This window comes from Prevotella sp. oral taxon 313 (genome assembly GCF_003043935.1).
Classification (GTDB): domain Bacteria; phylum Bacteroidota; class Bacteroidia; order Bacteroidales; family Bacteroidaceae; genus Prevotella; species Prevotella jejuni.
On the sequence record NZ_PYXE01000002.1, the window covers coordinates 1 to 25,845 of the forward strand.

Annotated in this window: 23 protein-coding genes, 1 tRNA gene and 1 pseudogene; 11 read left to right on the plus strand and 14 right to left on the minus strand. The window is 37.7% G+C overall.

Annotated elements, in window-relative coordinates:
* Positions 1–425: 425 nt before the first annotated feature.
* From AXF23_RS14100 to AXF23_RS14120, 5 genes and pseudogenes are all read right to left on the minus strand, one after another.
* Entirely contained in the window at positions 426–935 is a 510-nt protein-coding gene (locus tag AXF23_RS14100; RefSeq protein ID WP_107625909.1) for a hypothetical protein, read from the minus strand.
* Positions 932–1,126: a transposase gene (locus AXF23_RS14105; RefSeq protein ID WP_107625910.1), complete on the minus strand. Its 195-nt coding sequence runs from the start codon at positions 1,124–1,126 to the stop codon at positions 932–934. The genes AXF23_RS14100 and AXF23_RS14105 overlap by 4 nt, the downstream gene beginning before the upstream one ends.
* Before the next feature lie 268 nt (positions 1,127–1,394).
* Entirely contained in the window at positions 1,395–1,712 is a 318-nt protein-coding gene (locus tag AXF23_RS16425; protein ID WP_233251337.1) for a hypothetical protein, read from the minus strand.
* A gap of 302 nt (positions 1,713–2,014) precedes the next feature.
* Positions 2,015–2,491, minus strand: a complete 477-nt coding sequence (locus AXF23_RS14115; protein WP_107625911.1) for a hypothetical protein — start codon at positions 2,489–2,491, stop codon at positions 2,015–2,017.
* A 258-nt stretch (positions 2,492–2,749) separates the two neighbouring features.
* Positions 2,750–2,899: pseudogene (locus AXF23_RS14120) on the minus strand (IS4 family transposase); the annotation flags it as partial.
* 829 nt (positions 2,900–3,728) lie between these two features.
* Between AXF23_RS14120 and AXF23_RS14125 the strand changes: the two are divergent.
* Positions 3,729–3,938: a hypothetical protein gene (locus AXF23_RS14125; RefSeq protein WP_107625912.1), complete on the plus strand. Its 210-nt coding sequence runs from the start codon at positions 3,729–3,731 to the stop codon at positions 3,936–3,938.
* A gap of 371 nt (positions 3,939–4,309) precedes the next feature.
* Here AXF23_RS14125 and AXF23_RS14130 read toward each other — a convergent pair whose 3' ends face one another.
* Positions 4,310–4,456 carry a hypothetical protein gene (locus AXF23_RS14130; protein ID WP_304598330.1) on the minus strand — a complete coding sequence of 49 codons (147 nt, stop codon included), beginning with the start codon at positions 4,454–4,456 and terminating at the stop codon, positions 4,310–4,312.
* Positions 4,457–4,593: 137 nt separating this feature from the next.
* Between AXF23_RS14130 and AXF23_RS14135 the strand changes: the two genes are divergently transcribed.
* Complete coding sequence (locus tag AXF23_RS14135; protein ID WP_107625913.1) at positions 4,594–5,238, plus strand: SH3 domain-containing protein; 645 nt, start codon at positions 4,594–4,596, stop codon at positions 5,236–5,238.
* Positions 5,239–5,508: 270 nt separating this feature from the next.
* Here the strand turns inward: AXF23_RS14135 and AXF23_RS14145 are convergent, their stop codons facing one another.
* Positions 5,509–5,655, minus strand: coding sequence for a hypothetical protein (locus AXF23_RS14145; protein WP_304598331.1), 147 nt, complete (start codon positions 5,653–5,655; stop codon positions 5,509–5,511).
* A gap of 143 nt (positions 5,656–5,798) precedes the next feature.
* Between AXF23_RS14145 and AXF23_RS14150 the strand changes: the two genes are divergently transcribed.
* The 5 genes from AXF23_RS14150 to AXF23_RS14170 all read left to right on the plus strand — a co-directional run bounded on the left by AXF23_RS14150 (position 5,799) and on the right by AXF23_RS14170 (position 10,383).
* Entirely contained in the window at positions 5,799–6,014 is a 216-nt protein-coding gene (locus tag AXF23_RS14150; protein WP_107625914.1) for a hypothetical protein, read from the plus strand.
* 72 nt (positions 6,015–6,086) lie between these two features.
* Positions 6,087–6,881, plus strand: a complete 795-nt coding sequence (locus tag AXF23_RS14155; RefSeq protein WP_107625915.1) for a GLPGLI family protein — start codon at positions 6,087–6,089, stop codon at positions 6,879–6,881.
* A 58-nt stretch (positions 6,882–6,939) separates the two neighbouring features.
* Positions 6,940–9,531 carry a hypothetical protein gene (locus tag AXF23_RS14160; RefSeq protein WP_233251338.1) on the plus strand — a complete coding sequence of 864 codons (2,592 nt, stop codon included), beginning with the start codon at positions 6,940–6,942 and terminating at the stop codon, positions 9,529–9,531.
* Positions 9,531–9,869 carry a cysteine peptidase family C39 domain-containing protein gene (locus AXF23_RS16650; RefSeq protein WP_107625917.1) on the plus strand — a complete coding sequence of 113 codons (339 nt, stop codon included), beginning with the start codon at positions 9,531–9,533 and terminating at the stop codon, positions 9,867–9,869. Before AXF23_RS14160 ends, AXF23_RS16650 begins: the two co-directional genes overlap by 1 nt.
* A gap of 70 nt (positions 9,870–9,939) precedes the next feature.
* On the plus strand, positions 9,940–10,383 hold the full coding sequence (locus AXF23_RS14170; protein WP_107625918.1) for a hypothetical protein: 444 nt from the start codon (positions 9,940–9,942) through the stop codon (positions 10,381–10,383).
* 265 nt (positions 10,384–10,648) lie between these two features.
* Here the strand turns inward: AXF23_RS14170 and nrdD are convergent, their stop codons facing one another.
* Positions 10,649–12,808 carry an anaerobic ribonucleoside-triphosphate reductase gene (gene nrdD, locus AXF23_RS14175; protein ID WP_107625919.1) on the minus strand — a complete coding sequence of 720 codons (2,160 nt, stop codon included), beginning with the start codon at positions 12,806–12,808 and terminating at the stop codon, positions 10,649–10,651.
* Between the two features lie 503 nt (positions 12,809–13,311).
* Here nrdD and AXF23_RS14180 point away from each other — a divergent pair.
* Positions 13,312–14,004 (plus strand): HAD family hydrolase, encoded by a 693-nt coding sequence (locus AXF23_RS14180; protein ID WP_107625920.1) that lies wholly within the window; start codon positions 13,312–13,314, stop codon positions 14,002–14,004.
* A 120-nt stretch (positions 14,005–14,124) separates the two neighbouring features.
* Positions 14,125–14,325, plus strand: coding sequence for a hypothetical protein (locus AXF23_RS14185; protein ID WP_107625921.1), 201 nt, complete (start codon positions 14,125–14,127; stop codon positions 14,323–14,325).
* Positions 14,326–15,824: 1,499 nt separating this feature from the next.
* On the opposite strand, the gene AXF23_RS14190 is transcribed toward AXF23_RS14185, so the two are convergent.
* The 5 genes from AXF23_RS14190 to sppA form a co-directional block, all read right to left on the minus strand.
* Positions 15,825–15,897, minus strand: a tRNA-Phe gene (locus AXF23_RS14190).
* A gap of 132 nt (positions 15,898–16,029) precedes the next feature.
* Positions 16,030–17,139, minus strand: a complete 1,110-nt coding sequence (locus AXF23_RS14195) for a thiamine-phosphate kinase (protein ID WP_107625922.1) — start codon at positions 17,137–17,139, stop codon at positions 16,030–16,032.
* A 99-nt stretch (positions 17,140–17,238) separates the two neighbouring features.
* On the minus strand, positions 17,239–18,003 hold the full coding sequence (locus tag AXF23_RS14200; protein ID WP_233251339.1) for a purine-nucleoside phosphorylase: 765 nt from the start codon (positions 18,001–18,003) through the stop codon (positions 17,239–17,241).
* Entirely contained in the window at positions 17,933–19,111 is a 1,179-nt protein-coding gene (lpxK, locus tag AXF23_RS14205) for a tetraacyldisaccharide 4'-kinase (protein WP_107625924.1), read from the minus strand. The genes AXF23_RS14200 and lpxK overlap by 71 nt, the downstream gene beginning before the upstream one ends.
* A gap of 6 nt (positions 19,112–19,117) precedes the next feature.
* Complete coding sequence (gene sppA, locus AXF23_RS14210) at positions 19,118–20,896, minus strand: signal peptide peptidase SppA (RefSeq protein ID WP_107625925.1); 1,779 nt, start codon at positions 20,894–20,896, stop codon at positions 19,118–19,120.
* 95 nt (positions 20,897–20,991) lie between these two features.
* Between sppA and AXF23_RS14215 the strand changes: the two genes are divergently transcribed.
* Both AXF23_RS14215 and AXF23_RS14220 read left to right on the plus strand, forming a co-directional pair.
* A complete protein-coding gene (locus tag AXF23_RS14215) occupies positions 20,992–22,041 on the plus strand; it encodes a glycerate kinase family protein (RefSeq protein ID WP_107625926.1) in 1,050 nt (349 codons plus the stop codon).
* Positions 22,042–22,202: 161 nt separating this feature from the next.
* Complete coding sequence (locus AXF23_RS14220) at positions 22,203–23,621, plus strand: threonine/serine exporter family protein (RefSeq protein ID WP_107625927.1); 1,419 nt, start codon at positions 22,203–22,205, stop codon at positions 23,619–23,621.
* Positions 23,622–24,490: 869 nt separating this feature from the next.
* On the opposite strand, the gene eno is transcribed toward AXF23_RS14220, so the two are convergent.
* Entirely contained in the window at positions 24,491–25,798 is a 1,308-nt protein-coding gene (gene eno / locus AXF23_RS14225) for a phosphopyruvate hydratase (RefSeq protein ID WP_009011123.1), read from the minus strand.
* Positions 25,799–25,845 lie beyond the last annotated feature (47 nt).

Consider the following 25,845-nt stretch of genomic DNA (forward strand, 5'->3'; position numbering starts at 1 on the left):
TGTATAGCTTATAATAATTACCTTCTTTCCTAAACCCTAATTTTAAAAAGAAATCGTTTTTAGTAAAAATCTTCCAATAGGGGGTATCAAACTCCTGGCTTAATTCCATATTCAACCAATGCCCATATATATATAATTGTCCCTCTTTAAATAACTAACATCCTTTAAAACCATATAACAAAATTATTTTATTGTATTAAACTTTCCATCTTTATACACTGCTCGCAGCGTTTCTCTTCCATCATTGAAAAACTCCCCAAAGTTCAGCACCATCTTCAAAATCTATCCTTTGTAACAAATTTCATTCAGGTATTCCTAATCTACCATTGTTACCAGAGGTAAATCCATATCTTCTGAAATAGGGATGACAAGTATCTGTGAGGTATCTTCTTATTTAAATCAGATTACTGTTATTCATTCGCACTTTATTTGATGTTTCTCTTATACCATGCACCATGCAGATTCTCTTCAATATATGAATTATCTTTGAACAGATAAACTAATGGTTCTACATCAAAAACAAAATCAGAGATAGGCTTTCGCTCTTCCCAAATAATTGGGGAAGAAGCGATGAATTCCTCATAAGGAACTTCTATTCGACTATCATCACGATCATTTAACTTTAAGTATCTTCTCGTTTTACGTTCATTTGGATATAGTATGAATAATTCATTCCATATATTCTCAACATCATACTTGTACCCCAAGTAAATGCAATACATGCGACTTTCATAGGCAGAATAAGGATATTTCCTTTTTTGAGGAAACGATAGGGTGTATAAACCTCCTTGCTCTTTAAAGCCCCTTTCTATTAAAAAAGGATTCTCTCCTATTATTTTCCAAAACCAGATATCGTTATCATCACAATATTCTGTTAAGAACATATCTTTTTCTTCAAAAAGAATGCGACTTCCACTTGGTGCTTTTATTTTCATTGATCAACTATTTTAAAAGTTTTATTTTCGAATACTGCATATAAAGTTTGTCTACCATCACGTGTGATTTTCCAAATTTCAGTTCCATCTTTAATGGATATTTTAGAACCTTTTTTCATCGTAAATTCTGGCACCCCAATTCTTCCTTTTATTCCAGCTGTAAAACCATGTGCTGTAAATGGATAATTCATATCTTCTGAAGTAGGGATGACAAGTATCTGTGAGGTATCTTCATATTTAAATCGGATTACTGTTATTCATTCGCGCTTTATTTGATGTTTCTCTTATACCATGCACCATGCAGATTCTCTTCAATATATGAATTATCTTTGAACAGATAAACTAATGGTTCTACATCAAAAACAAAATCAGAAATAGACTTTCGCTCTTCCCAAATAATTGGAGATGAAGCTATGAATTCCTCATAAGGAACTTCTATTCGGCTATCATCATGGTCATTTAGCTTAAGGTGTCTTCTCGTTTTACGTTCGTTGGGGATAGTATGAATAATCCATGCCATATATTCTCAACTTCATACTTGTACCCCAAGTAAATGCAATACATGCGACTTTCATAGGCGGAATAAGGATATTTCCTTTCTTGAGGAAATGATAGGGTGTATAAAGTCCCTTGTTCCTTAAAGCCCTTTTCTATTAAAAAAGGCTTCTCTCCTATTATTTTCCAAAACCACATATTGCTATCATCACAATATTCTGTTAAGAACATTTCTTCTCCTTCAAAAAGAATGCGCCTTCTACTTGGTGCTTTTATTTTCATTGATCAACTATTTTAAAAGTTTTATTTTCGAATACTGCATATAAAGTTTGCTTACCATCACGTGTTATCTTCCAAATTTCAGTTCCATCTTCAATAAAAACTCCAAGATCTCTTGGTATTGTAAATTCTGGCACCTCTATTCTTCCTTTTATTCCAGCTGTAAAACTATGTGAAGTGAAAGGATAATCCTAATCATCAAAAGTACCACCTTTGGGGATAACAATATTTTCAGGAATATCTTTTGATTTGAATCTTATGCCCCCACAACTATTTTTTGAAAGATGCAACTTAATGTCCTTGTTTTACTCCTCTACCAACCAAATACCATCTTTCTTAAGATAAACAATTGGCTCTACATCAAATTTAAAACCCTCAATGGGGGTACGTTCTTCCCAAACATCAGTTACTTCGCTTATGAATTTATCATAAGGAATTTCAATATAATGCTCTCCTTTATCTCGAAAACCTAAGATGTGTATTTGGGTGTCTATATCAGGGAATAAAATAATCTTACCGTTTTTCACAACTTCATTTGGAGTATACTTCCCTCCACAAAATATGCAATAAATATATTTGCGAATAGCTGTGAATTCGTAAACAGATTCACGTGAGAGATATAATTTATAATAATCACCAGATTTCTTAAAGCCCAGACTTAAAAAAAATGGATCATTAGTATAAACTATCCTATACTCATCATTACAGCTAAGTTTCAGCCATCTGTCATATATATATACATAACTACCACTCTTCAAATATTCAATCTCCTTTATAGTCATTTTATTAACTTATTTTACCCTATTGAACTTAACGGTAGATTCAAGTACCAAGTGCGAATTTACTTAATCTTTTTGTTAAAAACAAATTCTGGGGGTCTACATTTCTATTTTTATCTTTATCATGTGATTTCGATACTTCAATTGGTAACATGGTAAGTGGACAAGTCAACGAGTAGATAAGTGAACAAGTTGCTTGTATCAAAGATAAAGTAACATGGTAAGTGGACAAGTGAACGAGTGGACAAGTTAACAAGTTGCTTGCGAAGCCGAGACCCCGTCCTGTTTCTCCAATGAAAGACGAGATAACAGGTGACCGATGCCAAAAAGATAAAATAAATCATCATTCATTCAAGTTTTAACACTCAAACGTTTGGATAACTCACTTATTTTCTTTATTTTTGCTTCCATAATAGTTTTGTTGTCTTGTCTTTAATATCAGTTGTTTAGCAATTACTAATTTACAAAGAAAATTCGACAAACTGTTATTTTTCTATCTATTTATTAGGGTGGGAAACTTTAGTTATAGTAATCTCTATGAAAGGATAAAACAAAAAAAAGAATTTACTCAGTTGAGATGCTATAGCACTTTGATAAATGAAATAGAAGATTTCCAGAGATAGTTCGATGTTAAATATATGCTGCAAGTGTCTGGAAATACTGCCTTACCAACAGAAGCTATTATTAAAACGGAAGGTATGATAAAAGATATTGATTACAGTGTTAAAGAGATTTTAAGATGAAGAAGTTAGTGCAACAGAAAGATTGGGATTATTCTATATATAATGTAAATGGGGTAAAAATCATTAGTGTGGTTTTTACAAAAGTTTTGTGGATTACTCGCGAAGTTTTCTTTTGAAGAAAGAAGAAGAGTGTTATAGTTTTGAAGAATTTGCTATATTGGCCGAAAAAAATTAGAGATAATGTGACTATATACGAAGATAGAGAGATTGTGCCCACATTATAAGTTGTCAAAAAGACGAATATTTTGGAGAATATTAATCTAAAAATAAAATTGAGGAGTTTGTAATACAGTCCGAAATCAAATTGACAAGAAAGGTAAATTTGAAAACAGGCAAAATAATTAGGGTGGGAAACTTTAGTAACTAAATCTAATGCTATCAATACTGTAAGGCATCATGTTAGATTTGGAGATGTATTGGATATAGAATTCCAGGAGGGCAATGTGCAAGATTTAGTGGTGGTGGCAAAATATTTATAGGATTTTTAGAATAAAAATATGAGTAAATTTAATATAGAACTGTCAAGTGTTCCTGATAGAGACAATCTTGTGGCGGAAATCTGGTATGAAAACAAAATGGTTGCCGAAGTCAACAAAGAAACAGAAAAATTTGTGATTGAATTTTGTCTTGATGAAAAAAAATCATTTATGTTGGATGAATTTCTCGAGGTACTTGAAAATGCAAAACGAAGAATACTTGAAAGATAATGCTTCGTTAATGCTCCAAATCGGGAATTATTGCAATAATCATCTGGTTATCAACGTGTAAAAGATTAGGTATAAAGGCTGGGATAGATTCCTTACCTTTTGCAATACCAAAAACAAAGGAAAATGAATTATAAAATGAATGGGGAGGAATACATGAGTAACTAAAGTTTCCCACCCCTTCAAACACAGGTTTTTCTCATTCCCCTTTGCCTATCGTTCCCCTATTTCCATTGACTTTTAACACATGACTAACTGAGGTTATGCAGTGTGTCTATATACCTCATCCCATTTTTCCAATGCTTCAGCCATTACAAAGATTTTGTACATCGCTTTGTTATTACCGCTGATTGTATCCATAAGGTGTTGGGGTGTCACCCCAAGCGTTTCTCCAATGACAGGCGAGATAGCAAGTGACCAATGCCAAACTTATCAAAAAGATGAAATAAATCATCACTCATCCGAGTTTTAACACTCAAGAGTTTGGATAACCCACTTTTTTTCTTTATTTTTGCTTCCATAATAGTTGTGTTGTCTTGTTTTTAAAATCAGTTGTTTAGCGATTACTAATTTACAAAGAAAATTCGACAAACTGTTATTTTTCTATTTATTAGGGTGGGAAACTTTTGTTAAGTACATATAAGTAAAATATTTGATTATGAAAAGATATATAACGATAACCCTCTTATCATTCATGTGTTTCTTTTCTATGTATGCGCAGCACTCAGCTAAGGATTGTTTATATGATCTTTATAAAGTTCTTAGTACGTATCATAATAAAGATTACATTGGGATAGGAGACTGTAATTATTCTATTAGCTCCCTTTACCAAGGAAAGAATGAGCGAATAATTTTTGATGCGATAAAAAAAGCGTGTATATTTAGCTATGGCAACCCCCTTGACTCTGTTGTAGAAGTTAATTTAGGGAATAAAGTACTATATTTTATGGTGAATACAGAATCACCTCGTAGCTTTAAATATTCTGATATTAATTCTATATATGATGGAAATGGGCTCAGTCTTGTAGATAGAGATGATTATATGAAATTTCCAGCGATTATTAATGACTCTGACGGCTTTACTTACGTTAGAGAGGGGCCTTCTAAAAAGTATAGGGTTAAAGGTAAAATATTGAAAAATGATATTTTTTTGTATACGCCTGTTTTAGACGGAGATTGGTATAGGGCCTACTCTAAAAATGGTAGTGCATACCTTGGATATGTATATCGCAAACGGATTCTACCTTATGATAAATGTCCTATTAATATAAAAAAGAAAATGGAGAAAATTATGTTTGACTAAGTATCCTATATTTTTGATGTTTGTAATTAAGTCAAAGAATATGGCTTGGTAATAAATAACTAAAGTTTCCCACCCCCTTAAAACATTGTCTTTTCTCATTCCCCTTTGCCAGTCGTTCCCCTATATCCATTGACTTTTAACACATGACTAACTGAAGTTATGCTGTGTGTCCATATACTTCATCCCGTTTTCCCAATGCTTCAGCCATTACGAGGATTTTGGACATCGCTTTGTTATTACCGCTGATTGTATCCATAAGGTGTTGGGGCGTCACCCCAAGCGTTTCTCCAATGACAGGCAAGATAACAAGTGACCAATGCCAAACTTATCAAAAAGATGAAATAAATCATCACTCATTCGTGTTTTAACATTCAAAAGTTTGGATAACTCGCTTATTTTCTTTATTTTTGCTTCCATAATAGTTTTGTTGTCTTGTCTTTAAAATCAGTCGTTTAGCGATTACTAATTTACAAAGAAAATTCGACAAACTGTTTTTTCTATCTTATTTATTAGGGTGGGAAACTTTAGTGTTATTAGTAAACCTTTAATCTGAAATAAAAATGAAGAAGTTAAAAAATTTCACCTTGCCTTCATCTTGTAAGCCACTCAACAATGAGATGATGATTGAAATTGTAGGTGGTGCTAACGACAAGACCTGCTCATTCAACTCTTCACAAAGTTCATGCTCTGGATCATGTGATTACGAAGGGTATCAAGGCTCCTGTGCCTATGGATCTATTGGATCATTCACAGGGGGTTATTGCTACATCGCCTAATTTTAGTTTGTTGCACCATGCTCGTATGAGTATGGTGTAACAATAAGTTCAACTTTAACAACAATCCTAACAATGTTACGTAAAATTACATTCTGTTTGATGTCTTGGAGTTTTTCTGTGATGCTCTATGGACAAGTCAAAGATAGCATCGCTTCTACTTTTTTAGTTGCCCATTATGATTATACTTGCCGGACTTCTGACAATAAGGGAGAAAATCATATAGTGAACTATGGGCTTACCCTGCAAGTAGCTCAAGATATGGCGTGCACTATGGGACAGAAGCGCCACGATGGAGAAAATGACAGGAGTGAGCAACTACTCTATGTGCCCACGACTTGGCAGAACTATCCTGAGGGAAATATAACATCTGTCGAGACCATTCCACCTTATCACTATTTGACCACGGAAAAGATGGTCGAGATAAAATGGACGTTACTAACCGAACGCGATACCATTTGCGGACTACCTTGTCAGAAAGCAACTGGAACGTATGGAGGAAGGGAGTGGATGGCATGGTTTACCGAAAAACTGCCCACTCGTTTTGGTCCATGGCGATTAGGAGGTCTGCCTGGTCTGATTGTCCGTGCGATGTCAGCCGACAGTATTCATCGTTTTGAATGTAGTAAGGTAGAAAACGTGAAAGAAGCTATTACTTACACTGTGCCAGAAAGTAGTATAAAGTCTGCACGTGCCAAATTTGTTAAGTTACGCAATCGCATCTTTGGGAATCCGAACTACGTTTCTAATCCATCGTATTACATTAAGCCTACAGAAATAGAAAGTATGGCAGTGATAGAGGGATTGGTTGTATTAGGAGGGACACCGATTGAGATGAAACCTGCTAAATTTCAACCCTTAGATTTCTGATCATTATATGACTCGTTTTTGGTACTTTTTACTTCTCTTAGTTGCCCCCCTCAGTGCTGTGAATGCTCAGACACAGACAATAAGTGTGAATGGACAGGCTCGTTGCGGTACTGAAAAGGTCGTAGGAGCTCTTGTGACTCTGCTTCAGCCAACGGACTCCAGTATTGTTGCCTATACGACAACTGACAAACAAGGTTTCTACACCCTAAAGGCTACGACTCAACTCAGCGAAGTGCTCCTTAGTATCTCAGGCTTTAATATCAAACGGAAAACGACTCGTATAAAAGCGCATTCGCAAACATTTGACTTCCATGTCAAGGAAGAAAACAGAATACTGCGTGAAATCGTGGTTAAGTCGCAAAAACTGTGGGGGAATCGCGATACGCTCAACTATCTCGTTTCTGCCTACACGCGTGGAAAAGACCGTTCCATAGGTGATGTGCTGCAGAAACTGCCTGGCATCACCATTGAGGACAATGGAGTGATTAAATATCAAGGCAACCCTATCAACCATTTCTACATTGAAAACCTTGACATGTTGCAGGGACGTTATAATCTTGCCACACAGGGTATCAAAGCCGAAGATGTCGCCACAGTACAGGTATTAGAAAATCACGAACATATTCGTTCGCGAAAGGATCAAACTCCCTCCGAGCGTGCAGCGATCAATCTAAAACTTAAAGATAAAGCCAAGGGGATATGGAGCAAATCTGCCAATTTAGGTGCTGGACACAATCACGATCAAACATTGTGGGAGGCTATGCTCCAGACTATGTACTTCGGTAAGGGCAAGCAGCATATGTTGCGTTATAGTGGTGACAATCTGGGACGTTCCATAGAGATTGGCACTGACCATTATGGTTTCTCCTCAGAGGGAAACTCACGTATGGTTTCACTTGTGGAACACTCCTCATCGCCAATAGGCAATAGTTTGTTTGGCTATCGCCATAGCATCAATCTCAACAATTTGGCAAAGCTCTCCGACAGCATTACGATAAACTACAACTTCAATTACAGTCATAACTTCTCGAGAGGGCACTCTTTCTCACAAACTACTTACTTCTTGCCGAATGGTGTGAAGCAGTTGCTGATGGAAGATATAGCCGATCGCACGCACACTCATTCGGCGAATGTACAATTCATCTACGAGATGAACTTTCAGCAGCGCTATCTCAAGAATACGTTCTCGCTCTGGGGACGGTGGAATGAGGGGCGAGGAGATATTCTTTCCGCCCATCAGTACCAACCCTCGATGTTGAACGAAACTATCGGAGATTCCTCCATTTCACAAACCTTGCACTATCGTTCGTTGGGAGTGACCAATTGCACCCATTGGGTGTACCGTACGGCAAAGGGAGGAGGTTTTGAGTGGACCTCTACTAATCGAGTTTCAAAGACACCACAAACCCTTATCATTGCTGGCGAGAGGGCTGCTCATCAAGACATAGAAATCACTGCTATCTCCACAATCAATAGTTTTAGATTGTTGCGCGGCCTTCGTTCTAGCAAATGGACACTTTCCTCCTCGGGAAATTTGAATACCAGCTATACTATACTCACTTCTGCACTCACTCATCCCAATACACCTGTGGCTCCTAATGGAGATATGAATCACATGCATGCCAGTGTAGATTTGGGACCTGTGGCACAATACACGAGTGGTGCTTTCCAATCCAAGCTCAGTGTACCCGTAGCTTTGACCTACACCGCCCTCCACAACGCTGCTATTGAGGGCGAGGAAACGGATGCTCACCGCTTGCATTTATATTTGCAACCTTCGTTTTCTTTACATTGGAAAGCCACTGATAACTTTACGCTCAACGCTAATGCTCACTATTCAGCCAGCGAGACTCCTTGGAGAAAACTTCTCACAGCCAACGTGATGCAAAACTATCGCAGCCTTTCGCGCTATCGTGCTACACTCGACAACAGTTACGATGCAGGCGCTTATTTCAAAGTGGCATTCAAAGACATCTTCACAAGTGTGTTTGCCCATTTGGAGGGCAATTGGCAGCGTTCGTGGAGTGACATCGCCTACGGAACTACCATTGATGCGCAGGCGCATACGATTGTCGAGGCAGTATATATGCCCAATCATAGTAATCGTTACATGCTGACGGCTTATGGACGCAAGGACATTGATTGGCATACACTACAAATAGAACTCTCGGCTACGCGCTCATGGGGGAAGAGTGAAATGTTGCGCCAATCGGTACTCACCACTTATCGCACCACAGGCTATGCCCTTCAAGGTACACTGGCTTTCGATATTGCGAGTGGATATCGCTTGGATTATAGAGCCACATGGCAGCGACAATGTTCGACGAGTCCTCAACATACATTCACCTTCGACGAACTAAGTCAGCGTGCTGAATTGAGCCTCCGCTTGTGCTCTTCGCGTCTATTCTTGAGTCTCCACGCCAGTCATACACATAATAGCAGCTTGACCTCAGAACGTAAAGACTATCTTTTCATGGGTAGTAGTCTGCAATTTAAGCTGTCAAAGAAGGTGGAATTCAACCTCAACGGTGATAATCTCACGAATATCCGCAGTTATAGATCTCGCTCTATTGGAGATATGGAGAACTACTATTCAGAGTATTATCTTCGCCCATTATCCATTAGCCTAACAGCACATATATATTTATAATGCCTCCTCGTTTTCCTCATTTTAAACAGCTTGATGCTTCGGACTGTGGTCCAGCTTCATTGCGTATGATTGCTCAAATTTATGGTATTGCTTATTCTGCAGAGATGTTGAGAAAGCATTGTCATATATCTCGATATGGGGTAACTATGCGAGGTATAGATGAGTGTGTCCAATATATTGGTTTTGAAACTATGGGGCTTTCTCTTTTCTTTGAAAAAATAGTAGAGGAAGGTATGTTTCCTTGTATTTTATATTGGACCCAGAATCACTTTGTTGTGTGTTACGGAATTACAAACGATAATGGAAAATATAATATATCATTAATATCCCGATTTTAACGGGACACTAATGACTCGAGAACAAAGATGCCCAAAGTACCATAAAACAAGGACAAAAATATATTTGAAGATGATAGTATTTAATAAAAAAATGATGTTCCTTCTGAAAAGACAGCCTATTTCAAATAAGCTGTCCAAAGGACTTGCGAATCTTTTAAAAGAAGGAATCACTGTTAATGGACAATGTGTTTTCTTTAAACGTTTTTATGTCAATAATCCACATATAACATTAGATATGTTTGATGATATGACGGCGTATGAATGTTTTCTCAATAATGTCCACATTGAGGATTTTTGCCGTAAGGATATTGTATCAAATGCTTTTATTTTTGCAGATAGACTGGAGAATATACTTAAAGAAATAAAATGTGGATATGAAATTATATTAACCATAGACAGAGAGTCATGTGTACTTACATTCCATTCGTTGCATGAATCTGAAGCAGATTGGATGGACCTCAGTAAAATTGATGATTATAAATGTGGAATAGCTCTTTTTAGGTTTCAAGAGTAATGCTCCAAATCCGAGGACACCAAAATAAAAGATTAGTTACTTTATTGGTAGTAGGGTGAACTTTTTTATAATAGTGTTGTGTGTCAAATAAGTGGTTTTGTGGATACTTGGATTTATTTTTGAATGTTGCAGCATGAAATCTATGAAGAGGAATACAAACAAATACGGACACACATAAGCGTGTGTCCGTAAATAATTTTAAGGTGTTAGACGTGAAGTCTGTCAACCCTATTAGTAAGTTAAAACGCTTTTACAATAATGTCTGTTATGCGTTCTTGGTTTCAGTAACCGTTTCTTTACATAACTTCTCATTTGTTGTATTAACTGTATATTTATCTTCTCCTGCATAGAAACGGCGGTGTGCTTCCTCTTGGCGAGGTACAGAGAAGTTACTAACACGTTTCATGTACCCAATGATGCGAGTGAGATAATCAACATTCTTAGAATGGCAATGTGGACATTCGTGCATATAACGTTTGTCGATATGACCGCAGTCATTGCAGATAGTGTTAGGAATATTGAATGTGAAGTAGTTGCAACCTTCTTGTGCAGCGACACGCAACAACTGGCGATACTGTGGTTCAGAAAGATGCTCTTCGAGGTTCATGTGAAGTGCAGAACCACCAGTTAGATGTTCAATATATGGTGCTCCGTGCAGTTTGAACTTGTCAAGAATCGTCAGTGAATTGTCTTCTACACGATAGAAATAGCTGTTATAGCAGTTACGCGGAACGAAATAGCCATCTTCGGAGTCCCATTTAGCATGCTTTACACCTACATTCTCTGCAGGAATCATCTCGCAGTTGAACATAGCTTCCTTTGTACGGAAAGCCTTATTCTGTGTTTCTATCAATCCAAGTACTGTCTGTACAAACTTCTTATAGTCCTCATTCGGTGTGATGTCAAGTCCCATGAATTCTGCTGCTTCTACAAGACCATTGATACCAATGGTGAGATACTGGCGATCAATGTTGATGTATCCAGCATCAAAGAGTGGGAGCATGTGATTACGCAGTAACTCCTTGAGGTTTTCGTTGTATGCTAATTGTACCTTATGGCACAACTCGATAATATGCGTCAGATACTCCTTGTAATCAAGGTTGTTGTTGACTGCATACTGAATACAGCGATTGAGGTTGATTGTCAATACACTCTTTGATCCAGTTGAGACACCACCAGCACCGAGTGTATAGGAGAAGCCGTTATCTTGAATCTCATTACGCAGACGGCAGCATGAACTGAGTGAGTCAGCATTATCACTCATATATGTGAAGAAACTATGTCCCTCAGAATACATCTTAGCGGCAAAGTCACCCCATTCCTTATCCTTACAATCACCATTCTCTGCTAACAAAGCCATTGTTTCTACAGGGAAGGTGAGAACAGTCTTTAGACGCTCTTGATTGAACCAAGTCATGAATCGCTTTTGTAACCATGACAAACTCTCCCAGTCTGGTTGTGAACCATCAGGGAAATAGAAGTTCCCGAAGAGTGATTCAAAGTAAGGACGATCATAATAAGAGATATTCCAGAAAACTGCTTGATAGTTACGTGCTCCCGTAGGTTGGTTCAAGGAGTAGACTATCTGTTCAAAGTAGTCTGTAATAACCTTGTCTATCGTACGTTTTCTGACGCTCAAGTCAACTACCTCATCGGCATGTTCCCAATAGTCTTTACCATATTCTTTCTGGATAAAGTAGTTCATATACATCAAAAACTCTGGTGTCGCACAGGCACCTGCAAGCATAGATGAGACCATGAAGACCATGTTTATAAATCCACCGCAGAAACTTTTTAGATTTGTAGGGGCTGTAGAATTTCCTCCGATAGAGGTTGTACCACCAATAAGCCATGGATACATTGTGATAGAAGCACAATAGTTGGCAAGGTTAGTCTCATCGTTCTTATATATAAAGTGGTGGGTTAGGAGATTGATATATTCATCAGCTAAGTCCTTACCATACATCTTCTTGATACGATCAACGAGTAGTCTTCGATTGAGACGGATGAAACCTTGCTTTGGAAGTTCGCCAATAAGTGTTGCAATGTTTTTGTGTTCGACATTAGCATTGGCGTCAAACTTTGAACCAGTGGCAGCGTTGGTGGCAATGCAATAGTCTGAGAGGAACTTCATCTTCTCCAGTGTTTCGCGGTCTTCTGTATGTTGCTGACGATAAACAATGAAGCTCTTTGCTACATTGTAATATCCTTCTTTCATCAATGCCAATTCGACCTGGTTTTGGATGTCTTCTACCTTGATGTCATTTTGAATATCAAGATTAGAGATAATCTTAGATAATACACCTAAATCAGTTGGTACGTTAACACTTTCAAAAGCCTTGAGTATGGCGTTCATGATTTTGTCGAGGGAGAATCTTTCCTTTGAACCATCACGTTTAGTGATTGTGAAGTTCTTTATTTCCATTGCTATTTTAGTTTTTAGACGTTTATTATTTTATATGTATTTATCCTCAAAAAAATATAAGTTTGATACCAATTTATTCTTTAGAAGTTGTCAGTTTTGGAAAACTTTTTATGTTTTCAACTTTCAAAAGTTTCCCGTTTTGATAAACTTTGTGCTGCAAATTTAATTAAAAGTATTCAATCGACAAAAGATTATTCGACTAAAAAATATTGGAGAAATTACTAATTTTTGATGTTTTTTCGTCCGTATTGTAGACGTACAAAAGGGTTGGCGATGATTTTATCTGACGAAATATTTTTTTTATGAATGAGCTCTTTTAATTTTATTAGGATGGTTATTCGTTTTTCATAAGTTGACCTCTATTGTCGTATCATTATATAGGAAATCAGCATGATTTACGCTTATTTTTGTTCAGTCTCTTGTCTTTATAGTGTATTTTATATGGTTTTTATGGTTGTAGTATATATAAATAATGTAATTTTGCAGTTCGAAACAAGAAAGTTATGAAAGATATATCATTGATAGCCTTTGATGCTGATGACACACTATGGGAGTGTCAAACTTACTTTGAGGCAGTGGAGAGAGAATATTGCGAGATACTAAACTCCTATTCTTATGCAGATGAGATCTCAAAAGCTCTCTTTGCTGTTGAGACGGCTAACATGCCTCTTTTAGGGTATGGTAGTAAGGCTTTTATATTGTCATTGCTGGAGAATGCAATAGAGATAAGTGATGGGAAACTAAAAGCAGAGGAAGTTAAACGAATCTTAGCATTAGGAAAAGGCCTTCTTCAATTGCCAGCTAAGCCTATGAAAGGAGTCGTTGAAACTTTGAAGGTGTTGCGTGAATTAGATAAATATCATTTAGTAGTATTTACTAAAGGTGAATTACTTGATCAAGAGAATAAATTTCATCGTTCGGGTTTGGCCCCATATTTTGAGGATATTGTAGTTGTTTCAGATAAGACGGAGAAGTCTTATCATCAGTTGTGCGAACGTTTTTCGATTGGTGTAGGGCAGCTACTGATGGTTGGAAATTCTTTCCGTTCGGATATAGAGCCTGTACTAAAACTTGGGGGGTGGGCTGCTCATATACCTTTTCATACAACTTGGCAACATGAGGTGATAGAGGAGTACGAACATCCTCATTTGTTGAAATTAGAGTTCTTTACGCAGTTGAAGGACGTGTTATTGTAATGTTTGCTTATTTAATCATAGTATTTAACAAATAAGGTTATTATCGATAAGGTTCTTTGTATAGTTTTTTCTGTTTGTAAATAAATATGGATTAACTCTCATCAATTAATTAGAATAACAATGTTAGCACCACAAATAGATTTTTCTGATCGCGAAGAAAGGATTGAATTCATCCAAGAACGTTTCCACTGTAAGGCACCCTCATGTGGCGGTTGTGGGTCGTGTAATCTGCCTGACGGTGTTCCTGCCCTTGAATATTTTGCTGATTACATAGAGGGTAAGGTTGAGTTTGTAAAGCTTGCAGCAAAAATATGGGAGTAGGGGAAGTGTTTCCGCTCTTGACGTATTAGCTTATAACAATGAGTAAGCTGGGTTGATTTTACTTTTCAAGTAGCTTAGAAGCAGCCTTATCATGCTAAGATACAAATAAATGGCTTTATTTATTTCACTTTGCTTTACTATTTATTATTATTTTGAGTACTACCATGACAATGGTATGGTAATGTCTACTAAGGTCATGACGATATAACACTCTATTTTACAAGAAAAGTTTAAATTCATTTTGCTGTCACATTTAACATTTCATGTAAACCTACTGTGTATTAGTAAGTTAGACGTTGATTGCGTGTGACAGATGTGACAGCAAATCTAATTTTGGCTGAATTGTGTTATTAACGATGTACAGAAGATGGACTTGTTGGTTACATTCGATTGCGATGGAGTTATCAAAAGGTTTATAGAGAGATTTGTGCGAGTGCAATAAAGAATAATGGCTATGTTATTAGAGAAATAAGTAAAGGCATAACAAGGTGATGATTCTAAAGTTAGGCTGGTTTTAATGGGCATGGCAATGAACGTCACGTTCATAGATAAAGACTATCCGTATAACATGGGTTAAGTTGTAAAAACTATAGGGTTGGGTAGGGGAGAGGGTAGGATTAGTATCATCGTTATAAAACTACACCTGGTATTATTGTAAAGTCTTTTTCGTACTCTTCCAACTAAGTAGTTATCCTTTGTGGTTTAAGAACATGCCCTTTAAGGTTCAAGAAAATGCTCCTCTTGGGTATTGTTAACGCCCTTCTTGAGCCTAATTAGGCACCTTCTCCTTTGTAGCTTTTAACTAATTGATTTCAAGTTAGTTGTCAGTTTGATTATAACGAGGAATTTTACTCTTGTTCGTAACTAAGTTCATGAAAATATGTCGTGACTTTTTATTAGCAATGGAGGAGAATAAATGATAGAATGATAAGATGTGTAGAAACCTTATAGTTGTAGCTGTTTGGAAATAAAGATTGCTTTCCTATAAAGTATGAGTTGGTTTTGGCATCTCGTAAAATAACATTACATCTAATAAATCTTGCTTAGGAGGAGAGGATAATAATTATTGTTTTTTCTATTCAAAGATAGTTTGAGGATGAGCCTTGTCCTTTGATAGAAGGCTATAAGGAGAGGATTGGTAGTGTGCTTTTACTCTTTTACAGAGAAAATCAATATTAGTTTATATAGTGAAAGTCAACTTTATCGCTCATTACTTCGAAAGATTGTTTTTTCTGATACTGTTTTTATAATTCTCTTGTAGAGTAAGTCTTTTATATTTGAAGGCTGAAGAAGAGGCTAACGGCTATTTGAGAATTTGTGTGTTTATTATCACTACATGCGTTATTGATTGTCAATACTCCGTTATTCTATTGTTTCGATGATAATGATTTAGGGGTAATTGTTCGTTAATGGCGGATGGTAAGTGTTTGAAAAAAAGCAATTTAGGACAATAAAAAAAGAGCGGCCTCTTACGAGAACCGCCCTGATGAAAGGAGGAGTGGTACCACCAGGAATCGAACCGGGGACACAAGGATTTTCAGTCCTTTGCTCTACCAACTGAGCTATGGCACCATCTATATCTTGCTTTGTTTTAAGAAGCAGTGTTGCTATTTCTTAATTGCGATGCAAAGGTAGTACTTTTATTTTATTCCTCCAAACTTTTATAAAGAAAATTGCCGATATTTACATCCTTTAACAAGTTGGTTATTCCTTTGTAATAGGCCATCCTTGCGCCTTTAACTCGAATTCATTTCCATCTCGAGCGATAAGGAATGAACCCAAGTTCTCCTTTGTTATATAACCTATCTGTCTGATATTCTCCATCTTATCAATCTTCTCATGGTCGCCAATTGGTACTGTAAAAAGAAGTTCGTAGTCTTCTCCACCATTTAATGCAGCTGTTGTAAGGTTCATATTAAATTCTTCGCAGGTTGCTGCAGTTTGATAATCAATAGGGATATTCTTCTCATAAACTCTACAACCACAGTGACTCTTTTCGCAAATATGTTTCAGTTCGCTTGCCAATCCGTCAGAGATATCAATCATGGCTGTTGGATGTATTCCTGCTTCTCGTAGTTGGTTGAGAATATCGCCACGTGCTTCTGGCTTCAACTGGCGGTCGATAAGATATTCTTTCCCAGCAAAGTCAGGTTGAAAATCTTCAATGGCTGCACGTTCTTGGCGTAGTGCTTCGAGTCGCCTCTCGTCTTTATTGTTTTGAGCTTCCTTCACCTTATTATTATACTCTTGCACTTGCTGATAGTAAACAGATTTCTCTCGTTCGAGAATTTGTAGTCCCATATAAGCAGAACCAAGGTCGCCTGTCACACAGATAAGGTCGGTCTCATTTGCACCACTGCGATAAGTGATATCTTCTTTAGCTGCTTCACCAATACAAGTTATGTTGATAGCAAGTCCTGTGTACGAAGATGTGGTATCACCTCCTACGATGTCTACATTCCATTTGGTACAAGCTTTGTTCAGTCCTGCATAGAACTGCTCGATGTCTTCCACCTTAAATCGCTTTCCCAAGCCTAAAGACACGATGATTTGACGTGGTTGCCCATTCATTGCAAAGATATTACTCATCGCAATCATAGCCACCTTATAAGCAAGATGCTCCATGTCGATGTAAGTCAAGTCAAACTGTACTCCTTCCATGAACATTTGTGAGGAGACGAGTGTTTCTTTGTTTGAATAATTCAAAACAGCTGCATCGTCACCCACTCCCATAATGGTAGAGTTATTAATTGGTTGAATATTTTTTGTAAGACGGTCGATAAGTCCAAACTCACCAAGTTCTTTTATTTCCATTGATTATGTTAATTGCTTTGTGATAAAAAGTCTAAGACGTTCTTTATCTATTTGCTTATAGATTAAAGAACGTCTTGATATAGTCTTATTAGATATGTGCTATGAGCGCTTAATCATTTCACGCATGATTTCTGTCATACGTGGTTGTGCTGCATTAGCAGCCTCCTGAACTTCTTCGTGGCTGACCTTTACTGGTACATCAAAGCCGCCAAGGTCGGTAATCACACTGATACCAAATACCTTTATGCCACTGTGTCGAGCAACGATAACCTCTGGCACAGTGCTCATTCCTACTGCATCACCCCCCATCTTATGGTACATACGATATTCTGCAGGTGTCTCGAAGGTAGGACCCTGTACTCCCATATACACTCCATGCATAACTCTGATATTCTTTTCTTTAGCAATAGTATCTGCAAGTTCTACAAGTTTATGGTCGTAAGCCTCGTGCATATCAGGAAAACGAGGACCTGTAGGAAAATTTCGTCCACGTAGTGGGTGCTCTGGAAACATATTAATATGATCGGTAATAATCATTAAATCGCCAATCTTAAACGAAGGATTCATACCGCCAGAAGCGTTAGAAACAAATAACGTCTCAATACCTAATTCGTGCATAACACGGATGGGGAAGGTTACATCCTTCATATTATATCCTTCATAGAAATGGAAACGACCCTCCATGGCCATGATATCTTTATCTCCAAGCTTACCGAATATAAGTTTTCCAGCGTGACCTTCTACAGTAGATACAGGGAAATTAGGTATATCTTGATATGAGAAGGCATAACTATCAGTTATCTCTGAAGCTAATTGTCCGAGGCCTGTGCCCAGAATGATGGCTGTCTTTGGACTTGTGGTCATCCTCTCTTTTAGCCAAGATGCTGTTTCTTGAATTTTTTCGTACATAAGATATGATTTTTTGATTAAATGTCTCTCCCTTATCAAGCATAAAGCTTACTTTAATCGGGAGCGCATATATGTTCGCTTTTACTTCTTCTGATAATTTATCAACATCGATTAGTCGTGCCTTATCTTTCTCTGTTGTGACAATCAACTTAGGCTCAGGCATTTTTGCAAAGGTCTCATTTATTCGGTTTATATCCTTTGTTGTAAATGCGTGATGGTCGGGGAAAGAGAGGGTAGTCAGTGCATTGTTACCCGTAAAAGAGTTTAAATCTAACTCTAACTGTTTAGGCGACATGATACCTGCAAGCAGCAAAATATTCTTTCCTCTTATCTCTGTAAGTGGTATGTTTCGTGTCTTATTGAAGATAGGCTCTAAATCACAATAATCTAAAGTAGTGAAATAAAGCTGTTGAAAAGGGTAAAGCTCCATTGCTTTACTCAACACACGATAGTCTATAGGATTAAGACTTTTAGGACATTTAGTGATAATCACTATGTCTGCGCGATTTTTTCCTGACAATGGCTCACGAAGTCGACCAGCAGGAAGAAGCTTGTCATAGATGATTAATCGATGATAATCAACTAATAGAATATTAATTCCAGGTTGTACATAACGATGTTGAAAAGCATCATCTAATAGAATAACATCAACATCTTTTGTCTCTTCATCTGATGTTAACCTGTCTATTCCTTCACAACGATTCTTGTCTACTGCAACGCGAATGTCAGGAAACTTCGTCTTCATCTGATAGGGTTCGTCTCCAATCTCACGCATGGGTGTGTTCTCGTCAGCCAAAACATAACCACGACTTTTACGTTTATATCCACGAGAAAGTACAGCTACCTTCATCTTATCTTTCAATAATCGGATAAGATACTCTACATGAGGGGTCTTTCCAGAGCCCCCAACAGTGATGTTCCCGACAGATATAACAGGGATGCCAAATCGTCGTGTCTTAAGAATATTCAACTCAAATAGCTCGTTGCGCAGACCGACTGCCAATCCATAGAGCCAGCTAAGCGGTATGAGCCATTTGTTTATTTTGATGTGATCTCCTTCCATATCTAATTAATGGATGTTAGGATAAAAAGGCAGACGAGCCTGAATAGCACTTTGTTGATTAATTGTCTTCAAAAGTGTAAATGGCTCATAATAGTCGCCTAAGTTTGCACGTAGTTCATCGCTCAGATAGGTGTCAGGTTTTACCTGCTTTAGTATCTGGTCCAAGACGTCGTCAGCCTCTGGATATGCTGATGTCCTGTAGTTTGGTAGTTTAGCAAGTTGAGCAGCTTTTGCAACTGCAACATCTAATCCACCAAGTTGATCAACGAGTCCAATCTTCTGCGCATCTTGTCCTGTGAATACGTGTCCCTGTGCAATTTTCTCCACTTGATTATCTGTCATCTTGCGTCCTTCTGCAACACGATGACGGAAGAGTTTATAACCTCTGTTCACATACTGGCTGAGATATGACATCTCTTCTTCTGTGAAAGGACGTGCACGTGTGCCAAAATCAGCATACTTGTTGGTCTTTACCTCATCAAATTTCAGTCCCAATTTCTCCCTAAAGAGATTGCTTACGTCGGGGAACATACCAAAGATACCTATTGAGCCAGTGATTGTTGTAGGCTCAGCGACGATCCAGTTTGCTGGTGCCGACATATAATAACCACCTGACGCAGCCATTCCTCCCATGCTTACAACAACTGGTTTTAACTTCTTCATTTCCATAATCTGGTGCCATATCTGTTCTGATGCGTAAGCCGAACCACCACCAGAATTGATACGTATGACAACAGCTTTTACGTCTTTATCTTTCGCTAAATCCGCTAAGTCTTTACAAACTACTTGGGCATCAATCTGGTGACCTTGTGAGAAAAGACCTCCTACGGCACCATCTACAATGTCGCCATAAGCGTAATAAACAGCCACTTTGTTGTTTTCATCACCTTGGTTCTTCGCTTCCGTATTCACCATGTCAGCGATTGTAACCTGTTCGATATCGTCGTCAGAATCAATCCCTAACTGTTTCTTGACAACAGTCTTTATTTGGTCAGTATATAATAGGCCATCAACAAGTTTAAGTTTAACATATTCTTGTGGATCTGCAAAGGTAATCATACTATCAGCATAGGCGTTTAACTGTGCTACAGATAATCCTCTGCTTGCACCAACCTCTTTTGTGATATTGCCCCAAATACTATTTAGATAAGCTGATGTTTGCTCGCGGTTGGCATCGCTCATCTTGTCACCTGTGAACATTTCAGTAGCACTCTTGTAGGCACCCACCTTAACAACCTGCATCTTAACACCAAACTTTGCCAAAAGATCTTTGATAAACACGGGCTCAGAAGCAAGTCCATGCCAATCAATCTGACCTTGTGGATTAAGATAAACTTTATCTGCAACAGACGAAAGATAGTATGTTCCTTGTGTGTAAGTATCTGCGTATGCGATAATCCACTTCCTGCTTTTCTTGAAATCTAACAGTGCATTGCGAAGAGCTTGCATTGATGCGTATGAATCAGCAGCAAAGGCACCAGCCTCGATGTATATTCCTTTGATATTATCATTGTCTTTTGCTTTTTTGATCCCTTCAATCATATTGTCAAGTCCCAGACTATTTACTTGAGTACCTTGTAGCTGACTAAGAAAATTATTATCACTTCTTTCGGATAGTTGTCCTGAAAGGTTCAATACCAGTACAGAGTTTTCTTCTGGTTCTTTTGTGGCATCTTGTGACGTAATCATGCCAACAATGCCACAAAGAGCAAAGAAACCTGTAACGATGCTAAACAACATCATTCCGAAAAAAGAAGCAAAGACGAACTTGAAAAATTGTTTCATATATAAGGTATCTAATCAGTATTTACTTGCAAAGATATATATAATAGATGTAAACTCCAAATTATTAATGAATTCTTAATAACTTTGTAGGCATTATGAAGCGTATTATTTTAGCAATTGATAGTTTTAAGGGCTGCTTATCCTCATTGGAAGCGGAGGAGGCTGCCGAACATGGCCTCAATGAGCGATGGCAGGGGATAGAGGTTATCAAGGTTCCTGTTACCGATGGTGGAGATGGTATGTTAGAAGTATTTTTACAGTTGTCTGACTGTGAAAGGGTCTTTGTCGAATGTCATGATGCACTCATGCGCCCTATTCGTGCGAGCTATGCTGTTCGTTCTGATAATACTATAATCATTGAAACAGCATTGTCTTGTGGTATCAACCTAATTAATTATCAAGAACTTAACCCATTACGTGCAACAACTTATGGAGTTGGTGAGCTTTTAGCTGACGCACTACAGAAAGGGTATAAGAAGTTTATTATTGGTCTTGGAGGGTCTGCTACAAGTGACTGTGGACTTGGGATGTTAACTGCCTTAAAGGATATTTTAGGAATTAGCTGGCGTGATAATTTTTCACATAATTTAGATGTTACTTTAGCTTCAGACGTTAGTAATCCGCTCTATGGAGAGCATGGAGCGGCAGCTGTCTTTGGTCCACAAAAGGGCGCAACGACTGAGATGATAGGCTACTTGGATCGTCGAGCTCGTACTTTTTCACATATGGCCTCTGTGCAATTAGGTGTAGATCATGCTTTTGACAAAGGTGCTGGAGCTGCTGGTGGATTAGGTTATGCCTTCCTTCAATTCATGAATGCAAAAATACAGTCGGGGGTTGATATACTTTTTGAAACTATCCACTTCGATGCTATCATAGATAAAGTTGATTTAATCATAACAGGGGAGGGGAGTGCTGATGCTCAAACACTAATGGGGAAACTACCTGTAAAAGTCTTAGAACATGGGCTTCGCAAAAATATTCCTGTTGTACTCATAGCGGGTAGGGTAGTAGATGTTTCTTCTTTACTCAGTGCAGGCTTCTCTCAAGTAGAATGTGTTACGCCTTCAGAGATTCCTTTTTCAGAGGCTATAAAACCTGTTATAGCAAAGGAAAATATCCATAAAACGATGTTCAAGCTTTGATATGTAGGGAGAGTATCTCATAATTTGAATTACTGTTTCTTTACTTTTTCCTGATAAAACTAACATTTTAAGATATAGATTTCTTTGATGTAATACTAATATGCAAATAATATATTGTACCTTTGCAAACGATTTTAAGTTAAGTAAATAGATTGTTTTATATGGACGGAAAACAGACTGATAGTTCCAAGAGAATCCTTCGTAAGAAACTTGATTTGCTCCTTCGTACAGGACAGATATTAATGGAAAGTTCTGCAGATACGAGTCGTGTGAAACGCAACATGGAACGTACTGCTGCATATTTGGGTCTTCCTAAGGAGAACCTGCACATTAATGTTGATTATTATATGTTGCAGGTGAACATAAGTGACGAAGCTCACAGCTTTTCTAAGATGCAACGTTGTGACAAACATGTAATTAATCTACTTGCTATTCAGGAGGTTTCTAAACTTTCATGGCGTGCTATTCAGGAAGATTACTCAATAGAGAAATATGAGGAAGAACTTGAGAAGATTGCTCATGGTAGACATTATTACACCGAATGGGTTATTGCTATTGGTGCTGGTCTTGCCTGTGGTGGATTCTGTATACAGTTTGGTTGTGACTGGACAGCATTCTTCTATGCTTCTATAGCTGCTATTTTAGGTAATCGCTTACGTATGTTTTTGAATCATTCTGGTTCTAATTTGTATGCTAATTTTGCTATTGCTGCTTTTGTAAGTACGATTTTAGCCTGGTTATCGTCTTTTCTTTCTTCTCCTTCAGTTCAGATGGCACTCCCTGAATTTATCCGCCCTTATCTTCATTCTGAGACTCCTTGGCACCCTCTCTTAGCTTGTGCACTATATATTGTACCTGGAGTTCCTTTGATAAATGCTGTTAATGACTTGTTAGACAATCATATAAATACTGGTTTAGTTCGAGCCACAAACACATTGCTCATTGTTGTTTCAATGGCATTTGGTATTATGTTGGCAATAAAATGTGGCTGTTTTGATGGTTTTGTAAAGACCCTTCCAACAGTACCTCACCATTCTTTCTCAGTTTATGCAATAGCTGCAGCAATCTCTGCAGTGGGGTTTGCGACGATTTATAACATTCCATATCGTTTGATGCCTTGGATTGCAGTTGGTGGTGTAATATGTGTCTGTACTCGTAACTTTGTATATCTTACCCCTGAATCAGGAAATGTTGGCTTAGGTTTGGGACTTGTTGTTGGTTCTTTATGTGGGTCTGCATTGATATCACTAATTAATATTAAGGCTGTTCATATTTTCCACACTCCACACCAGTGTATTACGATTCCAGCTGTTATTCCTATCGTTCCAGGAGTATTAATGTATCGTGCACTTTATGGCTTCATGGAGTTGCAGGGTGTTGTTGGGGAAGTTACAAGCGCTATGTCCTTTGCTATTAATGGCTCATTGGTGTTATTTTGTATAGCTTTGGGCGTTGCTATTCCTAATATCTTTGCAAGAAAATGGATTGCTCCACACCGTAGAGCAAAGTTGGAGCGCATGATAGAAGAGCGTCGCCAGCGTGGTAAGTTTGTTGATTTACATAACTATAATATTGATTAGAATTATTGACTTTGCAGAAATATAGTTTAGTCTTTTATAATATGCATAAGATGGATATATCATCTTAGCTTCATAAAAGAGACGATTCTACTAATATAGAACAATGAAATCGGGACTGTTACAGTTCCGATTTTCTTTTTTTTGCTCTATCAAGGTATGTGATATTTAATGGTAGGGTAAGTTATTTCAAGTATAGTATGAAATTTGATATAAGACCAAATATACTTAACTTAGCAAGCCTTTATTCGTTCTCTTCAGACGAAAAGTCTTTGTTTTCCTTTATATTATAGTATGCATAAGCTAATGTAACTGATTTTCTTTTTTCATTTATCGTCTTTTCGTTTGTAAGTATTTTGTTATTATAGCTGGAGGTTATATTGTATTTTAGCTATATAGTTACTTTTTTAAGATTGTTATATACTAATGATGAAGCTTTATAAGGCATAATAATAATCAGATAGCAAAATTATATGTTATAATTTACATCACCAAGAATATGCTATTAAATATTTATCTTTTATTTAATTTAGTAGATAATTAAGTTCTAAGAGCATGATTAATAACGATTTAAGAGACACTATATAATCTTAGTTGAATGTTCATTTCTTCTTAAAAAGGCCTCTCTTAAAATAATGGTCATTATGATAAATAAAGAGTACAGATAGTTTTTTTATTCGTTTATAATGAGATGTAACATCAATGAAAGTAACTGAAAGAGAAGATTTGAAAGCTGATAAAGTTAATGACTGACGTGAGTTAAATGCCCTATGGAACATTATTATAATAAAAGAAAGAGGTAACTGCCTTTGAAAGACAATTACCTCTTTGCATATTTCTTTTACTCAGTCAAGTATTATTGACCAAATAAATTACTTCAACTTAGTATAGCCATACTTAGCGCAACGACCGAGTTCTTCCTCAATGCGGATGAGCTGGTTGTACTTAGCCATACGGTCTGTACGTGACATAGAACCAGTCTTAATCTGGCCAGAGTTTGTTGCAACAGCGATGTCAGCGATAGTTGTATCCTCTGTCTCACCAGAACGGTGTGATGTTACAGTTGTGTAACCATGACGATGAGCCATTTCGATAGCCTCAAGAGTCTCTGTCAATGAACCAATCTGGTTAACCTTAATGAGGATAGAGTTAGCAGCACCCATCTTGATACCCTTCTCGAGGAACTTAACGTTAGTTACGAACAGGTCATCACCAACGAGCTGGCAACGGTCACCGATAGTAGATGTCAACTTAACCCAGTTCTCCCAGTCGTTCTCATCAAGACCATCCTCAATAGAGTCGATAGGATACTTTGTGATAAGGTGCTCGAGATAAGCAATCTGCTCATCAGCGCTAAGCTTCTTACCATTAGGATCCTTTGGCATACCATTCTTCAACTGACGATAGTCATAGAACCACTTACCATCTTCGCATACAGCGAACTCAGAAGCAGCACAGTCCATAGCAATCTTAACATCCTTGCCTGGCTCATAACCTGCGTCCTTAATAGCCTGAATGATTGAGTCAAGTGCATCCTCAATACCATCGAACTTAGGAGCGAAACCACCCTCATCACCTACTGCAGTAGAGAGACCGCGCTTCTTCAAAAGCTTAGCAAGAGCGTGGAATACCTCAGCACCCATGCGGATACCTTCCTTCTCAGAAGGAGCGCCAACAGGACGAATCATGAACTCCTGGAAAGCGATAGGTGCATCAGAGTGAGCACCACCATTGATGATGTTCATCATAGGTACTGGCAATACGTAAGTATTAGCACCACCGATGTAACGATACAAAGGAATATTCAAAGCCTTAGCAGCTGTCTGAGCTACTGCCAAAGATACGCCAAGAATAGCGTTAGCACCGAGCTTACTCTTTGTAGGAGTACCATCAAGTTCAATCATCTTATAGTCGATTGCACGCTGGTTCAGCACGCAGTCACCCTTCAATGCAGGAGCGATAACGTTATTTACGTTCTCAACTGCCTTGAGGACACCCTTACCCAAGAAACGGTTCTTGTCACCATCACGAAGCTCAAGAGCCTCATTCTCACCGGTAGATGCACCAGATGGAACGCTTGCACGACCCATTACACCATTTTCAAGAGTTACCTCTACTTCAACTGTAGGATTGCCACGTGAGTCCATAATCTCGCGAGCATGTACTTTTTCAATCTTCATAACTTATGTGTTTATTAAAAATCAGTTATATTTTTAACTTTCTTTTC

Coding starts and splice junctions, on each gene's coding strand:
- AXF23_RS14100 (WP_107625909.1), bottom strand. CDS start 935: ATGAAAATAAAAGCACCAAGTGGAAGTCGCATTCTTTTTGAAGAAAAA.
- AXF23_RS14105 (WP_107625910.1), bottom strand. CDS start 1,126: ATGAATTATCCATTTACAGCACATGGTTTTACAGCTGGAATAAAAGGA.
- AXF23_RS16425 (WP_233251337.1), bottom strand. CDS start 1,712: ATGAAAATAAAAGCACCAAGTAGAAGGCGCATTCTTTTTGAAGGAGAA.
- AXF23_RS14115 (WP_107625911.1), bottom strand. CDS start 2,491: ATGACTATAAAGGAGATTGAATATTTGAAGAGTGGTAGTTATGTATAT.
- AXF23_RS14125 (WP_107625912.1), top strand. CDS start 3,729: ATGAGTAAATTTAATATAGAACTGTCAAGTGTTCCTGATAGAGACAAT.
- AXF23_RS14130 (WP_304598330.1), bottom strand. CDS start 4,456: ATGGAAGCAAAAATAAAGAAAAAAAGTGGGTTATCCAAACTCTTGAGT.
- AXF23_RS14135 (WP_107625913.1), top strand. CDS start 4,594: ATGAAAAGATATATAACGATAACCCTCTTATCATTCATGTGTTTCTTT.
- AXF23_RS14145 (WP_304598331.1), bottom strand. CDS start 5,655: ATGGAAGCAAAAATAAAGAAAATAAGCGAGTTATCCAAACTTTTGAAT.
- AXF23_RS14150 (WP_107625914.1), top strand. CDS start 5,799: ATGAAGAAGTTAAAAAATTTCACCTTGCCTTCATCTTGTAAGCCACTC.
- AXF23_RS14155 (WP_107625915.1), top strand. CDS start 6,087: ATGTTACGTAAAATTACATTCTGTTTGATGTCTTGGAGTTTTTCTGTG.
- AXF23_RS16650 (WP_107625917.1), top strand. CDS start 9,531: ATGCCTCCTCGTTTTCCTCATTTTAAACAGCTTGATGCTTCGGACTGT.
- AXF23_RS14170 (WP_107625918.1), top strand. CDS start 9,940: ATGATAGTATTTAATAAAAAAATGATGTTCCTTCTGAAAAGACAGCCT.
- nrdD (WP_107625919.1), bottom strand. CDS start 12,808: ATGGAAATAAAGAACTTCACAATCACTAAACGTGATGGTTCAAAGGAA.
- AXF23_RS14180 (WP_107625920.1), top strand. CDS start 13,312: ATGAAAGATATATCATTGATAGCCTTTGATGCTGATGACACACTATGG.
- AXF23_RS14185 (WP_107625921.1), top strand. CDS start 14,125: ATGTTAGCACCACAAATAGATTTTTCTGATCGCGAAGAAAGGATTGAA.
- AXF23_RS14195 (WP_107625922.1), bottom strand. CDS start 17,139: ATGGAAATAAAAGAACTTGGTGAGTTTGGACTTATCGACCGTCTTACA.
- AXF23_RS14200 (WP_233251339.1), bottom strand. CDS start 18,003: ATGACCACAAGTCCAAAGACAGCCATCATTCTGGGCACAGGCCTCGGA.
- lpxK (WP_107625924.1), bottom strand. CDS start 19,111: ATGGAAGGAGATCACATCAAAATAAACAAATGGCTCATACCGCTTAGC.
- sppA (WP_107625925.1), bottom strand. CDS start 20,896: ATGAAACAATTTTTCAAGTTCGTCTTTGCTTCTTTTTTCGGAATGATG.
- AXF23_RS14215 (WP_107625926.1), top strand. CDS start 20,992: ATGAAGCGTATTATTTTAGCAATTGATAGTTTTAAGGGCTGCTTATCC.
- AXF23_RS14220 (WP_107625927.1), top strand. CDS start 22,203: ATGGACGGAAAACAGACTGATAGTTCCAAGAGAATCCTTCGTAAGAAA.
- eno (WP_009011123.1), bottom strand. CDS start 25,798: ATGAAGATTGAAAAAGTACATGCTCGCGAGATTATGGACTCACGTGGC.